This is a genomic window from Arthrobacter sp. BG5 (assembly GCF_056680155.1).
In genome coordinates, this window is sequence record NZ_CM155268.1 from 527193 (window position 1) to 543274 (window position 16082).

Here is a 16082-nt window from a genome sequence, read left to right on the forward strand (position 1 = left end):
GTGGATCTCCTCAGTGCTGTTCCTCAGGTCCGCAGGGGCCCAAGATGATTGTAATGCGGTTAAAACACCGGTGGAGCGGACCTATTGGCCCGCCCCACCGATTTAGAACTTGTTGTTACTCTGCAGCTGCAGCAGCCACGATGTTCACAACGCGACGACCACGGCGGGTGCCGAACTCGACAGCACCGGGGGTCAGGGCGAACAGGGTGTCGTCGCCGCCGCGGCCAACGCCGGCGCCCGGGTGGAAGTGGGTGCCACGCTGGCGGACGATGATCTCGCCTGCGGAAACTACCTGGCCGCCGAAGCGCTTGACGCCAAGGTACTGGGCGTTGGAGTCACGACCGTTGCGAGTGGAGCTCGCGCCTTTTTTATGTGCCATTTGAAATGCCTGCTTTCAAAAATTCTGGGGAAACTGTTGGAACCAGATCAGTAACGAAGAGTTACTTGATACCGGTGATCTTGACCTTGGTCAGTTCCTGACGGTGACCCTGGCGCTTCTTGTAACCGGTCTTGTTCTTGAACTTCTGGATGACGATCTTGGGACCACGGAGGTCTTCCAGGATCTCAGCCGTAACCGTTACCTTGGCCAGGTCCTTGGCTGCAGTCGTGACCTTGTCACCGTCCACCAGGAGCAGTGCGGGCAACTCAAAGGTGCTGCCGGCTCCACCGGGGACGCGGTTCAGGGTAACGAAGTCTCCAACGGAAACCTTCTCTTGGCGGCCGCCTGCGCGGACAATCGCGTACACCACTGGGGAACTCACTTCTCTCGACGTTTATTACTAGATTTGCGTGCGGAACCTGGGGCCGAAGTGTTCGGACCGGCTCACGCTGTGCCTCAACGCCGGTGGATTCCCCGGGGGAACCCATGAGCTATCCCGTGGAAAGTCCTGCCCGCAGGGCGGGTGAACTGTTCCTCAGGGTCATAACCCAAGTGTTGGCGTAAGCACCGAAGATCTAGACTACGCTAATTTTGCCTTCGGCCGCAAACGAGGCTGGTCCCGGCGAGTAGTGCGTGACAGGCGCCACACCATGTGCCCAGGGGGCCCAAGCTGTGGTGCCGCAGCGACCTTCCGGAACCGCGCCCCATTATCTTACCGGCTGCATCGCCCGGGCCGGCTCAGGCGTGCAGCCTCGGCGCGTCGAAGAATTCCACCTCATACCGGCAGGAGTGCTCGAAGGCTTCTGCCATGGCGCGTCGCTCCGCCTCGGAGCCCCCGCGGCCCGCGGCGTCGGTGTACCTGATCGCTTGCCGGGTCGCCTCCGCGAAGGCCTCGTCCGCGTAGGTGCTCAGCCACTCCGCGTAGGGGTGCGCCGCCGGGGCGCCCGCAGCGAGGAACTCGCGATGCAGCGTGGCGCCGACCTCGGCGTAGAGCCAGAAACACGGCAGCGCCGCCGCGGCCAGCACGCCGTAGCTGCCGGCGAGCGATGCCGCGTGGAGGTGGTCCACGTAGGCCTTGGTGACCGGTCCCGGCCGCGTTTCCGCCGCGCGGCCGGCCAGCCAGTTCCGGTGCAGTTCGGATTCGACTTCGAGGCACTGCTGCGCCGAACGGGACCAGAAGAGCTGTTCGGCTTCCGACGGCGCGAGGGCGGCGGCGCGGGACAGCACCCGGGAGTAGCCGTTCAGGTACAGGGCGTCCTGGCTGAGGTAGTAAGCGAACTCCTGCTCCGGCAAGCTTCCGTCGGCGAGCCCGCGGATGAAGTCCAGGCTGTAGATCGCGTCCAGTCCTGCCGCCGCGTGCCCGGCGAGGGCCGCTGCGAAGCCACCCTTGGCGGGCAGCTGTGTCAGGGCCGGTGCGGCTGGCTGAAGGTGGTGGAAATGGTGCACGGGGCCGTTGCCGGATCCGACGCCGAGGCGACCGGATTCCCGCAGCGCACCCAGCAGCCAGGGCTTGACCTCGCGCAGAGCCGCCTCCCAGTCCCCCGCCCGCGCCTGCACCGTGGCCAGTGCCGAAGACAGCGAGCAGCCGGTGCCGTGGCTGTTGCGGGTGGCGATCCGCTCGCCCGGCACGACCACCGTTTCCTGGCCGAGCAGTCCTCCGGTGTTCACCAGTGCGTCCGGGCAGCCGCCGCCGTCGTCGCGGCCGCCTTCTTCGCTTTCCTGGCCGTCGGCGAGGTGGCCGCCCTTGACCAGCACCGTGGTGCCGGCCTGGGCGGCGAGCCGCTTGCCCTGTTCCAGCGCCCCGGCCCAGTCCGCGGCGGGCGGTTCGTCCAGCAGCATGGCCAGTTCGGCCAGGTTCGGGGTGATGAGGTCGGCCAGCGGGAGCAGGGAGCGCAGGGCCGCTTCGGCGGATTCCTGCAGCAGCCGGTCGCCGCTGGTGGCCACCATTACCGGGTCCACGACCACGACGGCGGGCCGGACCTTCTGAAGCCAGGCCCGGACGGCGTCGATCACTGCGGCGTCGCCGAGCATGCCGATTTTGACCGCATCGATGGTGATGTCGTCGCTTACTGCCTCCAGCTGGGCCGTCAGGAAGGACGCCGGCGGCACGTGGACGGAGCGGACGCCCCGGGTGTTCTGGGCCGTCAGCGCCGTGATGACGGCCATCCCGTAGCCGCCGTTCGCGGCGATGCTCTTCAGGTCCGCCTGGATGCCGGCGCCGCCGGAAGGGTCCGAACCGGCGATCGCCAGCACCCGCGGAATCCGCGGCAGTGTGGCTGCGGCGGCTTCCGCGGGCTCCTGGTCCGGGAAGGCGGACTGCAGGATGGATGCCGGGCGGGTTGCGGCTGGCCGGGTTGGTTGCGGCTGGGTCGATGAAGACAAGAGACATCCCTTCGCCGGTGCTAACCGGACAGGTTCAACGGGTCTGGATCTCAGCCGGCTCGATGCGCGGCACCCCGTGTCAGTTCCCCAGCCTAGCGTTCCCCGCCGGCAACTCCCCCGTCCGCACCCTCCGTGACGGCGCCCCCTGGCGGACGCCCCTTAACGGGCTCGCGGGTACCGCCCGGACCGACCGATGTTACGTCGATTCCGCACGATACCCGCGGGCCGTGGTGTCTGCTGAGTCCTACAGCTCCGACGCCGGTACGCCGACGCCGAGGATGATCGGCTCGTTGGCCGCGGGCTTCGCGGCCTCCTTCACCGGCTCCGGCGCCTTGGCCTCATGGACCGATCCGGCGGCAGCCGACGGAGTGGCCGCGCGCTGCTGCACAGACGTCTCGTTGGCGGCTCCCTGGGCCCGGCTGGCGCTTCGGTTCCGGCGCACCCGGCGGGGTGCGGAGCTCTCCGCTGCCGCAGCCTGGCGGGCCGGCGCCTGCGTTGCCGGTGCTGCGGGCGCCTGCGCCGCGGGTGCCTTGGCAGGTTCCCGGCGGACGGGTGCCTGTGTTGCGGGCGCCTGGGCCTGAGCCGCGGGTGCCTTGGGCGCTTCCTGCCGGGGGGTGGCCTGGGCCTCCCGGTTCCGGACACTCGGCGGCTGGATCCGTGCTGTCTGGGCACGGCCACGGCCGCGGGTGGCGCGGGACGGTGCCGCTGCAACCGGCGCCGCGGGTTCCGCCGCGGGGAGCTCCGCGGCCCGTGCAGCCGGTTCCGGCGCTACAGTTTCCGCCGCGGCCGGGGCCGCTGCGGCAGGCTTGGCGGCCTCGGCGTCGCCCAGGTTGGCGAATGCCTCGGTGAGCAGGTCCAGGGTCAGCGCGGGCTGCGGGGTCTCCTCCGCGTGCTCGACGAACGGCAGGGCCACCTGCTCGCCGCCGAAGGTCAGCACAGCGGCGGGACGCCCGGCTGCCTCCTCCGTCGAAGCCAGCTCCACGGCCGCATCGAGGGCGGCCTGCCGGGTTTCGGCGTCGGGCGCTGCTGTCGCTTCGCCGTCGTGCAAGTGGGCGGCGTGCGCGGCGGCGGCGATGTTGGCCAACGCGGCGCGGGTCGCTTCTGCCTTGGCGTGGCGCTCAGCCTCGGTGGGCTCGGCGTGCGCCGCGGCGGGGGCGGCCGGCATGGACTCGCCGGCTCCCTGGCCGCTCTTGCCGCGGCGGCGCTTGCGCTCCGTGCGGGCGGCGGGCTGGTGCTCGGTCCGCGGGACGTGGTGTTCCGCGGCGACGGTGTTGGCGCGGCGGTGTTCGACCGGTTCGTCGTGGGTGACGATGCCGCGGCCGGCGCAGGCCTCGCACTGTTCGCCGAAGACCTCCAGCAGCCCGGTGCCCATCCGCTTGCGGGTCATCTGCACGAGCCCCAGCGAGGTCACCTCGGCGACCTGGTGCTTGGTCCGGTCCCGGCCGAGGCACTCCACCATGCGGCGCAGCACGAGGTCGCGGTTGGATTCCAGCACCATGTCGATGAAGTCGATCACGATGATGCCGCCGATGTCGCGCAGCCGCAGCTGCCGGACGACTTCCTCGGCCGCTTCCAGGTTGTTCTTGGTGACGGTTTCCTCGAGGTTGCCGCCGCTGCCGGTGAACTTGCCGGTGTTGACGTCCACCACGGTCATGGCTTCGGTGCGGTCGATCACCAGGGAGCCGCCGGAGGGCAGGAAGACCTTGCGGTCCAGGGCCTTGTGGATCTGCTCATCGATGCGCCACGCAGCGAAGATGTCCGTGTCCTTGGTCCACTTCTCAAGCCGGCCCACCAGGTCCGGAGCCACGTAGGTGACGTAGGCCTCAATGGTGTCCCAGGCTTCCTCGCCGGAAACGATCAGCTTGGAGAAGTCCTCGTTGAAGACGTCGCGGACCACCTTGATGGTCAGGTCCGGTTCGCCGTAGAGCAGCTCCGGGGCGAGGATCTTGGTGGACGTGGACTGGCTCTCGATGCCTTCCCACTGCGCGCGCAGACGGTTGATGTCATGCGTCAGCTCTTCCTCCGAGGCGCCCTCGGCCGCGGTGCGGACGATTACGCCGGCGTCCTCCGGCAGGCGGTCCTTGAGGATCCGCTTGAGCCGGTTGCGCTCAACGTCGGGCAGCTTGCGGGAGATGCCGGTCATGGAACCGCCGGGCACGTACACGAGGTAGCGGCCGGGCAGCGAGATCTGGCTGGTCAGCCGGGCACCCTTGTGGCCGACCGGGTCCTTGGTGACCTGGACGAGCACGGAGTCGCCGGACTTGAGCGCGTTTTCGATCCGGCGCTGCTTGCCTTCGAGGTTCACGGCGTCCCAGTTGACTTCGCCGGCGTACAGCACGGCGTTGCGGCCGCGTCCGATGTCGACAAAGGCGGCTTCCATGGACGGCAGCACGTTCTGGACCTTGCCCAGGTAGACGTTGCCAATCAGGGAATCCTGCTGGGTCTTGGAGACGAAGTGCTCGGCCAGCACACCGTCTTCCAGGACACCGATTTGGATTCTGTCGTCGCGCTGCCGGACGATCATCTGGCGGTCCACGGATTCGCGGCGGGCCAGGAACTCGGCCTCGGTGATAACGGTGCGGCGGCGGCCCGTGTCGCGGGACTCGCGGCGGCGCTGCTTCTTGGCCTCCAGGCGGGTGGAGCCCTTGACGGAGGTGACGCGGTTGTTGACCGGGGCCTCGCTGACCGCGCGCGGCGCCCGGACACGGGTCACCGTGTTGGGCGGATCGTCGTCCCCGCCGCCGGTCAGTTCAAGGTCCTGTTCGCCGCGGCGGCGACGGCGGCGGCGGCGCGAGGTCACGCCCTCTTCGAGGGTGCCTTCGGAATCCTCGCCGGTTTCCTCGGTGCTCTCGTCAGCGCCTTCGGTATCGGTGTCGGCTTCGCCGGCGGCGCGGGTGCGGCCGCGGCGTCCGCGGCTGCGGCGCCGACGGCGGCTGCCGGCGTCGTCGCCCTCGACCTCTTCTTCTTCGTCTTCTTCTTCGGTTTCCTCTGCCACCACCGGGGCCGGGCGCACGACGGTGCTCAGGTCCGGGGCCTGGAAGATCATCGAGGTGACAGCGCCGGGTGCGAGGAACAGCGCGGGGGCTTCCGCGCCGGCCTCGGCCGCGGTTTCATCGGACTCTGCTGCCGGAGTTTCGGCGGCGGCCGGCGCGGCTGCGGCTGCTTCGGCGGGGGCGGCGGCATCGGTCACAGCGGCTACTTCGTTCTGCACTGCTTCGGCCTCCACGGCGGCCGGGGCGGCCTTGGCGCGGGAGGCGCGGCGGCGGACCGGCTTCTCCGGTGCGGCTTCCGCTGTTGCCGGCTCCGCGGGCGCCTCAACGGCTGCAGCCGCGGTAGCCGCAATGTCCGTTGCGGCGGCGGCGTCGTCGCTTGCGGCAGGGACGTCGGCGTCGGTCTTCCTGCGCGACCGGCTCCGGCGGGCCGGGGCCTTGGCTTCCGGGGCGGCGTCGGTGCCGTCCGGGAGGGCGCCGGCGTCAGCGACGACGTCGGACGCGGCTGCCGTCTCTGCGGCTTCCGGCTTCGGGGCCGCCTTGCGGCGGGTCCTGGTGGCCTTCTTGGGAGCCTCCGTTGCGGCGGCGGTTTCCGGTGCTTCTTCGGTAACGAGTGCTTCGTTGTTACCGGCTACTAGCTGGTCATTATCCATATGTGGCGACACTCCTGCCCCTGATGTACCGCCACATTCGGCACCCGTGGGGGCAAATATTTGTCAACACCCGCGGGCATTGACAGAAGTCAATTGGATACCTTCAGGTTCGCACCGGCAGTGGGGTGCGGCAGCCCTGGAAGGCCGGCGAGCTTGTTCTGAACCCGTTGATCCCATGTGTCACAACCAGGTGCCGTCCAATGGCATTGCGGGATAGGCCGGATCGAGGGACCCGAAGTATGCCCTGCTCATCATTGGCGGTCTTGCAAACAAAGTCGCCGGACTGAAACCCGAATGTGGATCGCGTCCCAGCCAGGTTCATTGTCTCACAGGAGCCGCGAAAGCATAGGTAAGCGGGTCATCCGGTCCGCGTCGTGGACCGAATCACTGCTGACGGCACGACGGCGACCCGGGTACATCCAGCCTCCGGCGATACAATCGGGCCAAGAGCACCCGACGCAAAGGACTGAAATTCCATGCCCAGCATCTCCCACGCCCCCGACGACGTGACCGCCCACGAGCGCGGCGCCGGTGCGGCCGCTGCGGAGCGCCCGCTGCCCCTGATGACGCGTGACCGGCCGTTTGCCTGGCTCCTGCTGATCACCGGCGTGGTCGGTTGGCTCGCGTCCGGCACGCTGGTGCTGGAGAAGCTGGAGGTCCTGAAGGATCCCAGCCACGTCACGGTCTGCGATGTGAACCCGTGGATTTCCTGCGGGCAGGTGATGCAGACCTGGCAGAGTTCGGTTTTTGGATTCCCCAACATGTTCATCGGGATCGTCGCGTTCGCCGTCGTCATCACTACGGCGATGGGCATCCTTGCCGGGGCCAGCTTTGCCCGCTGGTACTGGCTCGGGCTGCAGGCCGGCGTGACGTTGGGCTTCGCGTTCGTGGTGTGGCTCTGGTCCCAGGCGCTGTACTCGATCCACATCCTCTGCCCGTTCTGCATGATCGTCTGGGCCGCCATGATCCCGCTGTTCGTCTGGGTGACCGTCCGCAACGTCAGCCACGGCGTCATCCGGATGCCCGCCGCAGCCACCCGGATCCTGGCCGACTCCGGCTGGATCCTGACCGCGCTGCTCTACGTCGCCGTGGTCGCCACCATCTTCTTCGCCTTCATCCAGGTCTTCATCGGAACCTCCGGCTACTAATCCGGCAGAGCCCGGTTAACCGCCGCGAGGTGACAGTTAAGGCCAATGTTCGTCGCGAACATTGGCCTTAACTGTCACCTCGGTGAGGTGCGCCGGGCGGGTTAGAACCAGATGCTGATCTCGCGTTCGGCGGACTCGGCCGAGTCGGAGCCGTGGACCAGGTTCTGCTGGACCTTGACGCCCCAGTCGCGGCCGAAGTCGCCGCGGATGGTGCCGGGGGCCGCCGTCGTCGGGTCGGTGGTGCCGGCGAGCGAGCGGAAGCCCTCGATGACGCGGTGGCCTTCGAAGATCGCCGCGACGACCGGACCGCTGAGCATGAACTCGACCAGCGGCTCGTAGAACGGCTTGCCGACGTGCTCTTCGTAGTGCTGTTCGAGGAGCTCGCGGCTGGCGTTGACCTTCTTCAGCTCGGCCAGGGCGTAGCCCTTGGCTTCGATCCGGGCGATGATGCTGCCGGTCAGGTTGCGGGCGACGCCGTCGGGCTTGATCAGGACTAGGGTGCGCTCAGTGCTCACAAGTGCTCCAATTTGTTGGTTGGGGTTCGGGACAAGTCTAGTTGCTCTGACCGTCGGGGTTCGCGGCTTCCCAGGCCGCCTGCTCGCGTTCGCGCTGGGCCGACTCCCGGTCGATCCGGATGCCGGTCCGGATGCCGTACCACCAGGTGATTGCGAACAGGCCGCCCACCACGAACATCGTGGGTTCCACAAAGCCGGTGAGGATCAGCAGCAGCTGCAGGATCCAGCCCAGGGCCACGCCCCACGGCTTGGAGAGGACCGCGCAGGTCAGCACCAGCACCACGCTCAGGCCGATGCCGACGCCGAAGACCAGCAGCGGCGGCAGCTCGCCGCGGCGCAGGCCGAAGACCGCCAGGGTGCCGAAGAGTGCCACGAAGGCCTCCAGCAGCAACACCGTGGAGGCGAACATAACCTTGGTGGAACGGCGTTTTTTGGGCATGCCCGGGCGCCACTCGCGCTGGGCCTTGGTGAGTTTTGCCATGGGTTACGCCTCGGTCTTTCCGAGCAGGATCCGGGCCTCGGCCACGAGCGTGATGGACCCGGTGACGAGGATCCCGCCGGCCAGGTCGTCGTTGGACTCGGCACGCTCCACGGCCCACTCGAGGGCGTCGTCGAGCTTCTCGGCGACGTGGATGTTGTCCTCGCCGAAGCCCAGGTCCAGGGCGAGTTCGGCCAGGTCCTCGGCCGGGACGGCGCGGGGCGAGTTGGACTGGGTGAAGCAGTAGTCCGAGGCGAGGTCGCCCAGGGACTCCTTGAGCTGGCGGAGGATTTCCTCGGCGTCCTTTTCCTTCAGGACACCCACCACCACCACCAGCTTGCTGAAGCTGAACGCCTCGTGGATGGCCTCGGCGGAGACCCGGACGCCCTCCGGGTTGTGTGCGGCGTCCACGATGATGGTCGGCGCGGTCCGGAGCACTTCCAGCCGCCCCGGCGAGGTGACCGACGCGAAGGCTTCCTGCAGCACATCGGCGTCGAGCGGCTTTTCGGCGCCGAAGAAGGCTTCCAGGGCCGCGATCGCGACGGCGGCGTTCTCCGCCTGGTGCGCGCCGTGCAGCGGCACCAGCAGATCCTCGTAGCGTCCCGCGATGCCCTGGATGTTCACCATTTGGCCGCCGACGGCGACGGTGCGGGATTCGACGCCGAACTCCACGCCTTCGAAGCGGAACGGCACGTTCGCTTCCTTGGCCTTTTCCAGCAGCACCTGGGCCGCGTCGACGGGCTGCGCGGCGCTGATCAGGAAACCGCCGGGCTTGATGATGCCGGCCTTTTCGTAGGCAATGTCCTCGGTGGTTTCGCCGAGCAGCTCCGTGTGGTCCAGCGAAATCGGGGTGATCACGGCGACCTGACCGTCGCCGACGTTGGTGGCATCGGTGATGCCGCCGAGGCCGACCTCGATCACGGCAACGTTGACCGGCTGGTCCGCGAAGATCGCGAAGCCCAGGATTGTCAGGCACTCGAAGTAGGTCAGCCGGGGCTGGCCCTCGGCGACGAGCTCGCTGTCCACGATTTCCAGGTACGGGCGGATCTCGTCCCAGATCCGGACGAAGGTCTCATCCGGGACGGGTTCGCCGTCGATGCTGATCCGCTCGGTGACCTTGGACAAGTGCGGGCTCGTGTACCGGCCGGTGCTCAGCCCGTGGGCGCGCAGGCCGGCCTCGATCATCCGGGCCGTTGAGGTCTTGCCGTTGGTGCCGGTGATGTGGATGATCGGGAACGCCTTGTTCGGCTCCCCCAGGATGTCCATGGCCCGGTGCAGCGGGGCTAGCCGCGGCTCCATCTTGTTTTCCGGCGCCCGGCCCAGCAGCTCGGCGTAGACGCTCTCTACGGAAAATTCGTCGGTCATGGATTATGCCCCTACTTCAACGGTTACTTTTTCGACGCTGACCTGAGGTTCCTTGACCTCGGCCGGAACGGTGTCCAGCTGCAGCGTCAGGGTCTCGGTCTTGACCAGTTCCGCGTGGGCCAGCAGCGCCTCGACGGTGTCCTGCGCCGCGGTGACGGTGGTGCGGATCCGGTCGCTGACGTTCAGCCCGGCGTCCTTGCGGGCCTGCTGGATGGCGCGGACCAGGTCGCGGGCGGTGCCTTCGGCTTCCAGCTCCGGGGTGACCTCGGTGTTGAGGACCACGAAGCCGCCGCCGGGCAGGACCGCGGCTGCGCGTGAGCCCTCGCCTTCGGCGGCCTCGGCCACGACGGTTTCCAGGGTGTACTCCTGCGGCTCGAGGGCGAGGCCGCCAGCGGTGACTACGCCGGCGTCGTCCACCGACCAGTCGCCGGACTTGGAGCCCTTGATGGCCTGCTGGACGTTCTTGCCCAGCCGCGGGCCGGCGGCCCGGGCGTTGACCACGAGCTTCTGCTCGATGCCGAACTCCTCCGGGGAGGCGCTCTCGGCGTCGAGCAGGCGCACGGAGCGCAGGTTCAGTTCGTCGGCGACGACGGCGGCGAAGCCTTCCAGCGCGTCCGCGCCGGGTGCCACGACCGTGAGTTCCTGCAGCGGCAGGCGCACCCGGAGATTGGCGGCCTTGCGAAGCGAGGAGCCGGTGGAGCAGATCTGCTGGACCCGGTCCATGGCTTCGACGAGGTCCGCGTTGGCCGGGAACAGTCCGGCGTCCGGCCAGTCGGCCAGGTGCACCGAGCGCCCGCCGGTAAGGCCGCGCCAGATCTCCTCCGAGATCAGCGGCAGCAGCGACGCCGCGGCCCGGCAGACCGTCTCCAGCGCGGTGTAGAGCGCGTCGAAGGCGTCGACGTTCTCGTCGAAGAAGCGCTGGCGGCTGCGCCGGACGTACCAGTTGGTGAGCATGTCCAGATAGCCGCGCAGCTCGTCGCAGGCCCCGGAGATGTCATAGCTGTCCAGCTGCTCGGTCATGTTCCGGACCAAGTCCCCGGTGTTGGCCATCAGGTACTGGTCCAGGGTGTCGGCGTAGCCGTCGTAGCGCAGCTTCGCGTCATAGCCCCTACCGCCGTCCGCGGCGTTGGTGTACAGCGTGAAGAAGCTGTACACGTTCCACAGCGGCAGGATGACTTGGCGGACGCCGTCACGGATGCCCTGCTCGGTGACCACGAGGTTGCCGCCGCGCAGGATCGGGCTGGACATCAGGAACCAGCGCATCGCGTCGGAGCCATCGCGGTCCAGGACCTCGGAGACGTCCGGGTAGTTGCGCAGGCTCTTGGACATCTTCTGCCCGTCGGAGCCCAGCACGATGCCGTGGCTGATGACATTGCGGAACGCCGGCCTGTCGAACAGCGCGGTGGAGAGGATGTGCAGCATGTAGAACCAGCCGCGGGTCTGGCCGATGTACTCGACGATGAAGTCCGCCGGGTTGTGCGTGTCGAACCATTCCTCGTTCTGGAACGGGTAGTGCACTTGCCCGTACGGCATGGAGCCGGAGTCGAACCAGACGTCCAGCACGTCCTCGACGCGGCGCATCACGGACTGGCCCTCTTCCGGGGTGCGGGGGTCGTCCGGGTTCGGGCGGGTGAGTTCGTCGATGAACGGCCGGTGCAGGTCCACCTGGCCGGCCTTGTTCAGCGGCAGCCGGCCGAAGTCGGCTTCGATCTCGGCCAGGGAGCCGTAGACATCGGTGCGCGGGTAGTCCGGGTCGCTGGACTGCCAGACCGGGATGGGGCTGCCCCAGTAGCGGTTGCGGCTGATGGACCAGTCGCGGGCGTTGGCGAGCCACTTGCCGAACTGGCCGTCCTTGACGTTGCCCGGGATCCAGTTGATCTCCTGGTTCAGCTCGGACATGCGGTCCTTGAACTTGGTGACCTCGACGTACCAGGAGGACACCGCGCGGTAGATCAGCGGGTTGCGGCAGCGCCAGCAGTGCGGGTAGGAGTGCTCGTAGCTGGCCTGGCGGACCAGGCGTCCCTGGGCGCGGAGCACCTGGGTGATGGGCTTGTTGGCCTCGAAGACCTGGAGCCCGGCGATCTCGGCGAGGTCGCCGTGGCCGAACAGCGGCAGGAACTTCGCGCCCTCATCGACCGAGAGGACCACCGGGATGCCGGCCTCTTCGCAGACCTTCTGGTCGTCTTCACCATAGGCCGGGGCCTGGTGGACAATGCCGGTGCCGTCGGTGGTGGTGACGTAGTCGGCCACAAGGAAGCGCCAGGCGTTCTCGGTTCCCCACTTCTCGGCATCGTGGAAGTAGTCCCAGAGCGGTTCGTACGTTAGGCCTTCCAGCTCGGCGCCGGTGTGGCGGGAGGTGACGGCGGCCTCGGCCGCGGCGGCGCCCTCGGCGCCGTCGCCGTAGCCAAGGTCCTTCGCGTAGGCGCCCAGCAGGTCAGCGGCGAGCAGGAAGCTGCCCGTGACAGGCGCCTCGGCCGCGGCCGCCTTGATCCCGTGGGGGCCGGCCGGCAGCACAACGTACGTGATGGCGGGCCCGACGGCGAGCGCCAGGTTGGTGGGCAGCGTCCAGGGCGTGGTGGTCCAGGCGAGCGCCTGCACACCGGCGAGTTGCTTGGAGAGCTCCGACTCCCCCGCGGTGATGGGGAAGGTGACCGTGACGGTCTGGTCCTGGCGGTTCTTGTAAACGTCGTCGTCCATCCGCAGCTCGTGGTTGGACAGCGGTGTCTCGTCCTTCCAGCAGTACGGCAGCACGCGGTAGCCGTTGTAGGTCAGGCCCTTTTCGTGCAGCTGCTTGAAGGCCCAGAGCACGGACTCCATGTACTCGACGTTGAGCGTCTTGTAGTCGTTCTCGAAGTCCACCCAGCGCGCCTGGCGGGTGACGTAGCTCTTCCACTCGTCGGCGTACTTCATCACCGAGGCGCGGCAGGCGTCGTTGAACTTGTCGATGCCCATGGCTTCGATCTGGGTCTTGTCCGTCATGCCGAGCTGCTTCATGGCTTCCAGTTCGGCGGGCAGGCCGTGCGTGTCCCAGCCGAAGCGGCGTTCGACGCGGCGGCCGCGCTGGGTCTGGTAGCGGCCCACGAGGTCCTTGGCGTAGCCGGTCAGCAGGTGGCCGTAGTGCGGCAGGCCGTTGGCGAAGGGCGGGCCGTCGTAGAAGACGAATTCGTTGCTGCCGCGCTGTCCCCCGGGAAGGTCAGAGTCCCGCTGGTCGATGCTGGCCTGGAAGGTGCCGTCCTGGTCCCAGTACTTGAGGATGCGCTCTTCGATCTCCGGGAACTTCACGGAGGCCGATACACCAGAGGTGTTGGAAGCAGCGGCGTTGGAAGCAGAGTTGTTGGCGCCTGACGGTGCGGCTGAGGCCTTGGGGTAATGGGTCATCTCGACATCCTGGGTTGAGCTGGTGAACAACGGGATTCATTCAGGATGCGAGGACGGCTCCTGTGTTGTCGGAACAACACCGGCACCGCGGTACCACCTCACTTACCGGCACCGGTCCCGCCCCTTTCGAAAAAGGCGCTGCACCGGCGTCGGCCGCTCGTTGACTGCTGTGACGGGCTTACCCGTCCGGTTCTACCGGCCCCGGCGCAACGTGTTGCCGCGCCGGGGCGTTCTTCCGGAAGCTCACCGGTGATGGCCGGGTCAAAGCTGATACGTCGATGTTACCGGAAACTACCCGAAGCTACCGGACGGACGGCGCGGGCTTGGGCAGCTTCAGGCCGGACTCCGCCATGACGTCGCGGAGCCGGTCCGGGTAGTCGGTGATGAGCCCGTCGACGCCGGTTCCGATCAGGGCGCGCATGGTGGGCTTGTCATCGACGGTCCACGGGATGACTTTCATGCCCGCAGCGTGGGCACGCTGCACCATGTCCGCGGTGACGTAGGGGACGTAGTCCGGGTCCGTGACGGCGCCGTTCTGGGGTGTCCCGTGCACCGGCGAGATCGCGTCGAAACCGAGCGACGCGGCGGAGGCAACCAGATCGCCACCGAAGTCGTCGGCGTCGATTCCGCCGAGCCAGGGCGAGGCGCCCGGCTGGCCGGCCTGCAGGAAGTCTTTGTTGGTCAGGGCCACCGTGGGGATCTGCGGCGCGCGCTGCTGCACCAAGCGCAGGGATCCCCAGTCGAAGCTCTGGATGGAGACGCGCTGCTCCATGTGCGCTTTGGTGATTTCGCGCAGTGCCACGTCCACGAACTGTTCGCGGGGTGCGGTCTGCTCGGGGGCGCCCGCCTCGACCTTGGTCTCGATATTGAACCGAACCTGGCTGGCGCGGTGGGCGTCCGTCATGGCGAAGACCTCGGCGAGGGTGGGCATCTTCGCTCCCGGCGAGGCCTGCTGGCCGGGGAACTGCGGCTGGGTGAGCGAGCCGCAGTCCAGGCTGCGGACCTGCGCGAAGGTGAGGTCCTTGATGTACTTGCCCACGTACGGGAACTGGGGGTCGTTGGGCGTGACCGGTGCCGTGTCGGCACACTTCTGCGCGTTGATCTTGCGGTCATGGGTAATGACCTCACGGCCGTCCTTGGTGATCTGGAGGTCCAGTTCGAGGGTGGAGACGCCGGTCTCGATGCCCTTGGCGAAAGATGCCAACGTCGATTCGACGGTAAGTCCGATGCCTCCGCGGTGCGCCTGGAGGTCGAAGTGGTTGTCGCCGCCGGCCGCGGAGCTTCCGCCGGCGTTGGTGCCGGCTGCCTGGGCCGGGACGGAGGAGGCGAGGAGCAGGGCTGCGCCGAGTACGGCAGCGCCTAGCTTGGTCGTGTTGCGCATGGGGAAAGGATCTCCACTCTGGTGGTGTGCAGTTGCACCAGCCACCGTGCCCTCCCGTGGCCAACGCCCGGCCACCCCTTCCCGGCTCCCTGGCAACGCGGCGGTGAATATACGGGGCTGCCGGCACAACACCCGGACCGCGCCGCAGCGGTTGGCAGGCCCCGCCGTTGGCGCTCCCCTGCAGGCGGGGCGCCTAGCCCTTCCGGATCACTTTGAAGTTGGAGGCCTGCGCGACCGGGCGGATCACGATCTGGTCCAGGTTCACGTGGTGCGGCGCGGCGACGGCGTAGCGGACGACGTCGGCGACGTCGTCGGCCGTGAGGGGCTTCTCGACCCCGGCGTAGACCTTCTCCGCGGCGCCCGCGTCACCGAGCCGGTTCAGCGAGAACTCCTCGGTCTGCACCATGCCCGGGGCCACCTCGATCACGCGCAGGTTGTGCTCTGCCTCTTCCAGCCGCAGGGCGCCGGTGAGGGCATGCTGGGCGAACTTCGCGGCGTTGTACCCGCCGCCGCCCTCATAGGCGGTCAGGCCCGCCGTCGAGGTCAGGTTCAGGACGGTTCCCTCGCCGCAGGCGCGCAGCATCGGCAGGAACGCACGGGTGAGCTTCATGGTGCCGAGGACGTTGACCTCGTACATCCAGGCCCAGTCCTCCGTTTTGGCCTCGGCCACCTTGTCCGCGCCGCGGGCACCGCCGGCGATGTTGATCAGGGTGTCGATGCCGCCGGCGCGCGTCACCTCCTCCACCAGCCGGTCGACGTCGGCGTCGACCGTCACGTCGGCGGGGAGGGCGACGGCGCCGGTCTCCGCGGCGAGCGCCTCTAGCCGTTCGGCGCGGCGGGCGACGGCGAAGACGGTCCAGCCCTCCTGCCGGAGCGCGCGCACGGTGGCTTCGCCGATTCCGGTGCTGGCGCCGGTGACGACCGCCGCCTTTGCTGTGTTTGCAGTTCCTGCGTTATCGATTCCCTCAGTCATGGCACCACCCTATGGGAATCAACGGTTCATTTCCTGCCGTGCGCCAGGAACTCCAGCAGCACCCGGGCGTGGTTGGTCTCCGGGTCTTTGGCGCTGTATAGCAGGGTCACCTTCCCGTGCTCGGCCACCAGTTCCCGCAAGGTGCCCACGGCGGGGTTGGATTCCAGCTCCGCCTCGTAGGCGGCGCGGAAGTCCGCGAACCGCTCCTGCATGTGCGCAAATTCGGTGCGCAGCGGCGGCGAGGGCGCCACTTCCTTGAGCCACAGCTGAAGCTGCGCGCGTACCTTGCTGACCCCGCGCGGCCAGAGCCGGTCCACCAGAACCCGGCAGCCGTCGTCGTCGGCGGGCTCGTCGTAAATGCGCTTGAGCGCGAACCTTCCGGTACTTTCCTCCATCTGCTGCATGCTACTGCAGGGCCTGGTTGCGAAACACGGTGAAAA

At 68.1% G+C, this 16082-nt stretch carries 12 protein-coding genes and 1 riboswitch; of the genes, 1 reads left to right on the plus strand and 11 read right to left on the minus strand.

Translation table 11 applies throughout. The features are described from left to right. Nucleotides 1-115: 115 nt before the first annotated feature. From rpmA to AC1MBE_RS02355, 4 genes are all read right to left on the minus strand, one after another. Entirely contained in the window at nt 116-379 is a 264-nt protein-coding gene (rpmA, locus tag AC1MBE_RS02340) for a 50S ribosomal protein L27 (protein ID WP_009372867.1), read from the minus strand. 61 nt (nt 380-440) lie between these two features. After that, nucleotides 441-749 carry a 50S ribosomal protein L21 gene (gene rplU, locus AC1MBE_RS02345; protein ID WP_138770443.1) on the minus strand — a complete coding sequence of 103 codons (309 nt, stop codon included), beginning with the start codon at nt 747-749 and terminating at the stop codon, nt 441-443. Nucleotides 750-1117: 368 nt separating this feature from the next. Beyond that, nucleotides 1118-2761 carry a bifunctional hydroxymethylpyrimidine kinase/phosphomethylpyrimidine kinase gene (locus tag AC1MBE_RS02350; protein ID WP_479780589.1) on the minus strand — a complete coding sequence of 548 codons (1644 nt, stop codon included), beginning with the start codon at nt 2759-2761 and terminating at the stop codon, nt 1118-1120. After that, a riboswitch (TPP riboswitch) is annotated at nt 2751-2848 on the minus strand. Its footprint overlaps the gene before it by 11 nt. A gap of 157 nt (nt 2849-3005) precedes the next feature. Beyond that, entirely contained in the window at nt 3006-6404 is a 3399-nt protein-coding gene (locus AC1MBE_RS02355; protein WP_479780591.1) for an Rne/Rng family ribonuclease, read from the minus strand. A gap of 476 nt (nt 6405-6880) precedes the next feature. On the opposite strand from AC1MBE_RS02355, the gene AC1MBE_RS02360 reads away from it, so the two are divergent. Beyond that, nucleotides 6881-7552, plus strand: a complete 672-nt coding sequence (locus AC1MBE_RS02360; RefSeq protein WP_346960284.1) for a vitamin K epoxide reductase family protein — start codon at nt 6881-6883, stop codon at nt 7550-7552. 101 nt (nt 7553-7653) lie between these two features. Here the strand turns inward: AC1MBE_RS02360 and ndk are convergent, their stop codons facing one another. From ndk to AC1MBE_RS02395, 7 genes are all read right to left on the minus strand, one after another. Then, nucleotides 7654-8067, minus strand: coding sequence for a nucleoside-diphosphate kinase (gene ndk, locus AC1MBE_RS02365; RefSeq protein WP_479780593.1), 414 nt, complete (start codon nt 8065-8067; stop codon nt 7654-7656). Between the two features lie 37 nt (nt 8068-8104). Beyond that, entirely contained in the window at nt 8105-8548 is a 444-nt protein-coding gene (locus tag AC1MBE_RS02370) for a DUF4233 domain-containing protein (RefSeq protein WP_479780595.1), read from the minus strand. Nucleotides 8549-8551: 3 nt separating this feature from the next. After that, nucleotides 8552-9910: a bifunctional folylpolyglutamate synthase/dihydrofolate synthase gene (locus AC1MBE_RS02375; protein WP_479780597.1), complete on the minus strand. Its 1359-nt coding sequence runs from the start codon at nt 9908-9910 to the stop codon at nt 8552-8554. Between the two features lie 3 nt (nt 9911-9913). Then, nucleotides 9914-13288, minus strand: a complete 3375-nt coding sequence (ileS, locus tag AC1MBE_RS02380) for an isoleucine--tRNA ligase (RefSeq protein WP_479780599.1) — start codon at nt 13286-13288, stop codon at nt 9914-9916. 301 nt (nt 13289-13589) lie between these two features. Then, entirely contained in the window at nt 13590-14669 is a 1080-nt protein-coding gene (locus AC1MBE_RS02385; RefSeq protein WP_479780601.1) for a glycerophosphodiester phosphodiesterase, read from the minus strand. 193 nt (nt 14670-14862) lie between these two features. Then, nucleotides 14863-15642, minus strand: a complete 780-nt coding sequence (locus AC1MBE_RS02390) for an SDR family oxidoreductase (RefSeq protein WP_479780603.1) — start codon at nt 15640-15642, stop codon at nt 14863-14865. 26 nt (nt 15643-15668) lie between these two features. Beyond that, on the minus strand, nt 15669-16037 hold the full coding sequence (locus tag AC1MBE_RS02395) for a DUF488 domain-containing protein (protein ID WP_479780605.1): 369 nt from the start codon (nt 16035-16037) through the stop codon (nt 15669-15671). Between the last annotated feature and the right edge of the window lie 45 nt (nt 16038-16082).

What these genes read in the sequence shown, in the direction of transcription:
- AC1MBE_RS02390 (WP_479780603.1), bottom strand. Translation starts at nt 15,642, where the DNA reads ATGACTGAGGGAATCGATAACGCAGGAACTGCAAACACAGCAAAGGCG.
- AC1MBE_RS02355 (WP_479780591.1), bottom strand. Translation starts at nt 6,404, where the DNA reads ATGGATAATGACCAGCTAGTAGCCGGTAACAACGAAGCACTCGTTACC.
- AC1MBE_RS02360 (WP_346960284.1), top strand. Translation starts at nt 6,881, where the DNA reads ATGCCCAGCATCTCCCACGCCCCCGACGACGTGACCGCCCACGAGCGC.
- AC1MBE_RS02385 (WP_479780601.1), bottom strand. Translation starts at nt 14,669, where the DNA reads ATGCGCAACACGACCAAGCTAGGCGCTGCCGTACTCGGCGCAGCCCTG.
- AC1MBE_RS02395 (WP_479780605.1), bottom strand. Translation starts at nt 16,037, where the DNA reads ATGGAGGAAAGTACCGGAAGGTTCGCGCTCAAGCGCATTTACGACGAG.
- ileS (WP_479780599.1), bottom strand. Translation starts at nt 13,288, where the DNA reads ATGACCCATTACCCCAAGGCCTCAGCCGCACCGTCAGGCGCCAACAAC.
- rpmA (WP_009372867.1), bottom strand. Translation starts at nt 379, where the DNA reads ATGGCACATAAAAAAGGCGCGAGCTCCACTCGCAACGGTCGTGACTCC.
- AC1MBE_RS02375 (WP_479780597.1), bottom strand. Translation starts at nt 9,910, where the DNA reads ATGACCGACGAATTTTCCGTAGAGAGCGTCTACGCCGAGCTGCTGGGC.
- AC1MBE_RS02370 (WP_479780595.1), bottom strand. Translation starts at nt 8,548, where the DNA reads ATGGCAAAACTCACCAAGGCCCAGCGCGAGTGGCGCCCGGGCATGCCC.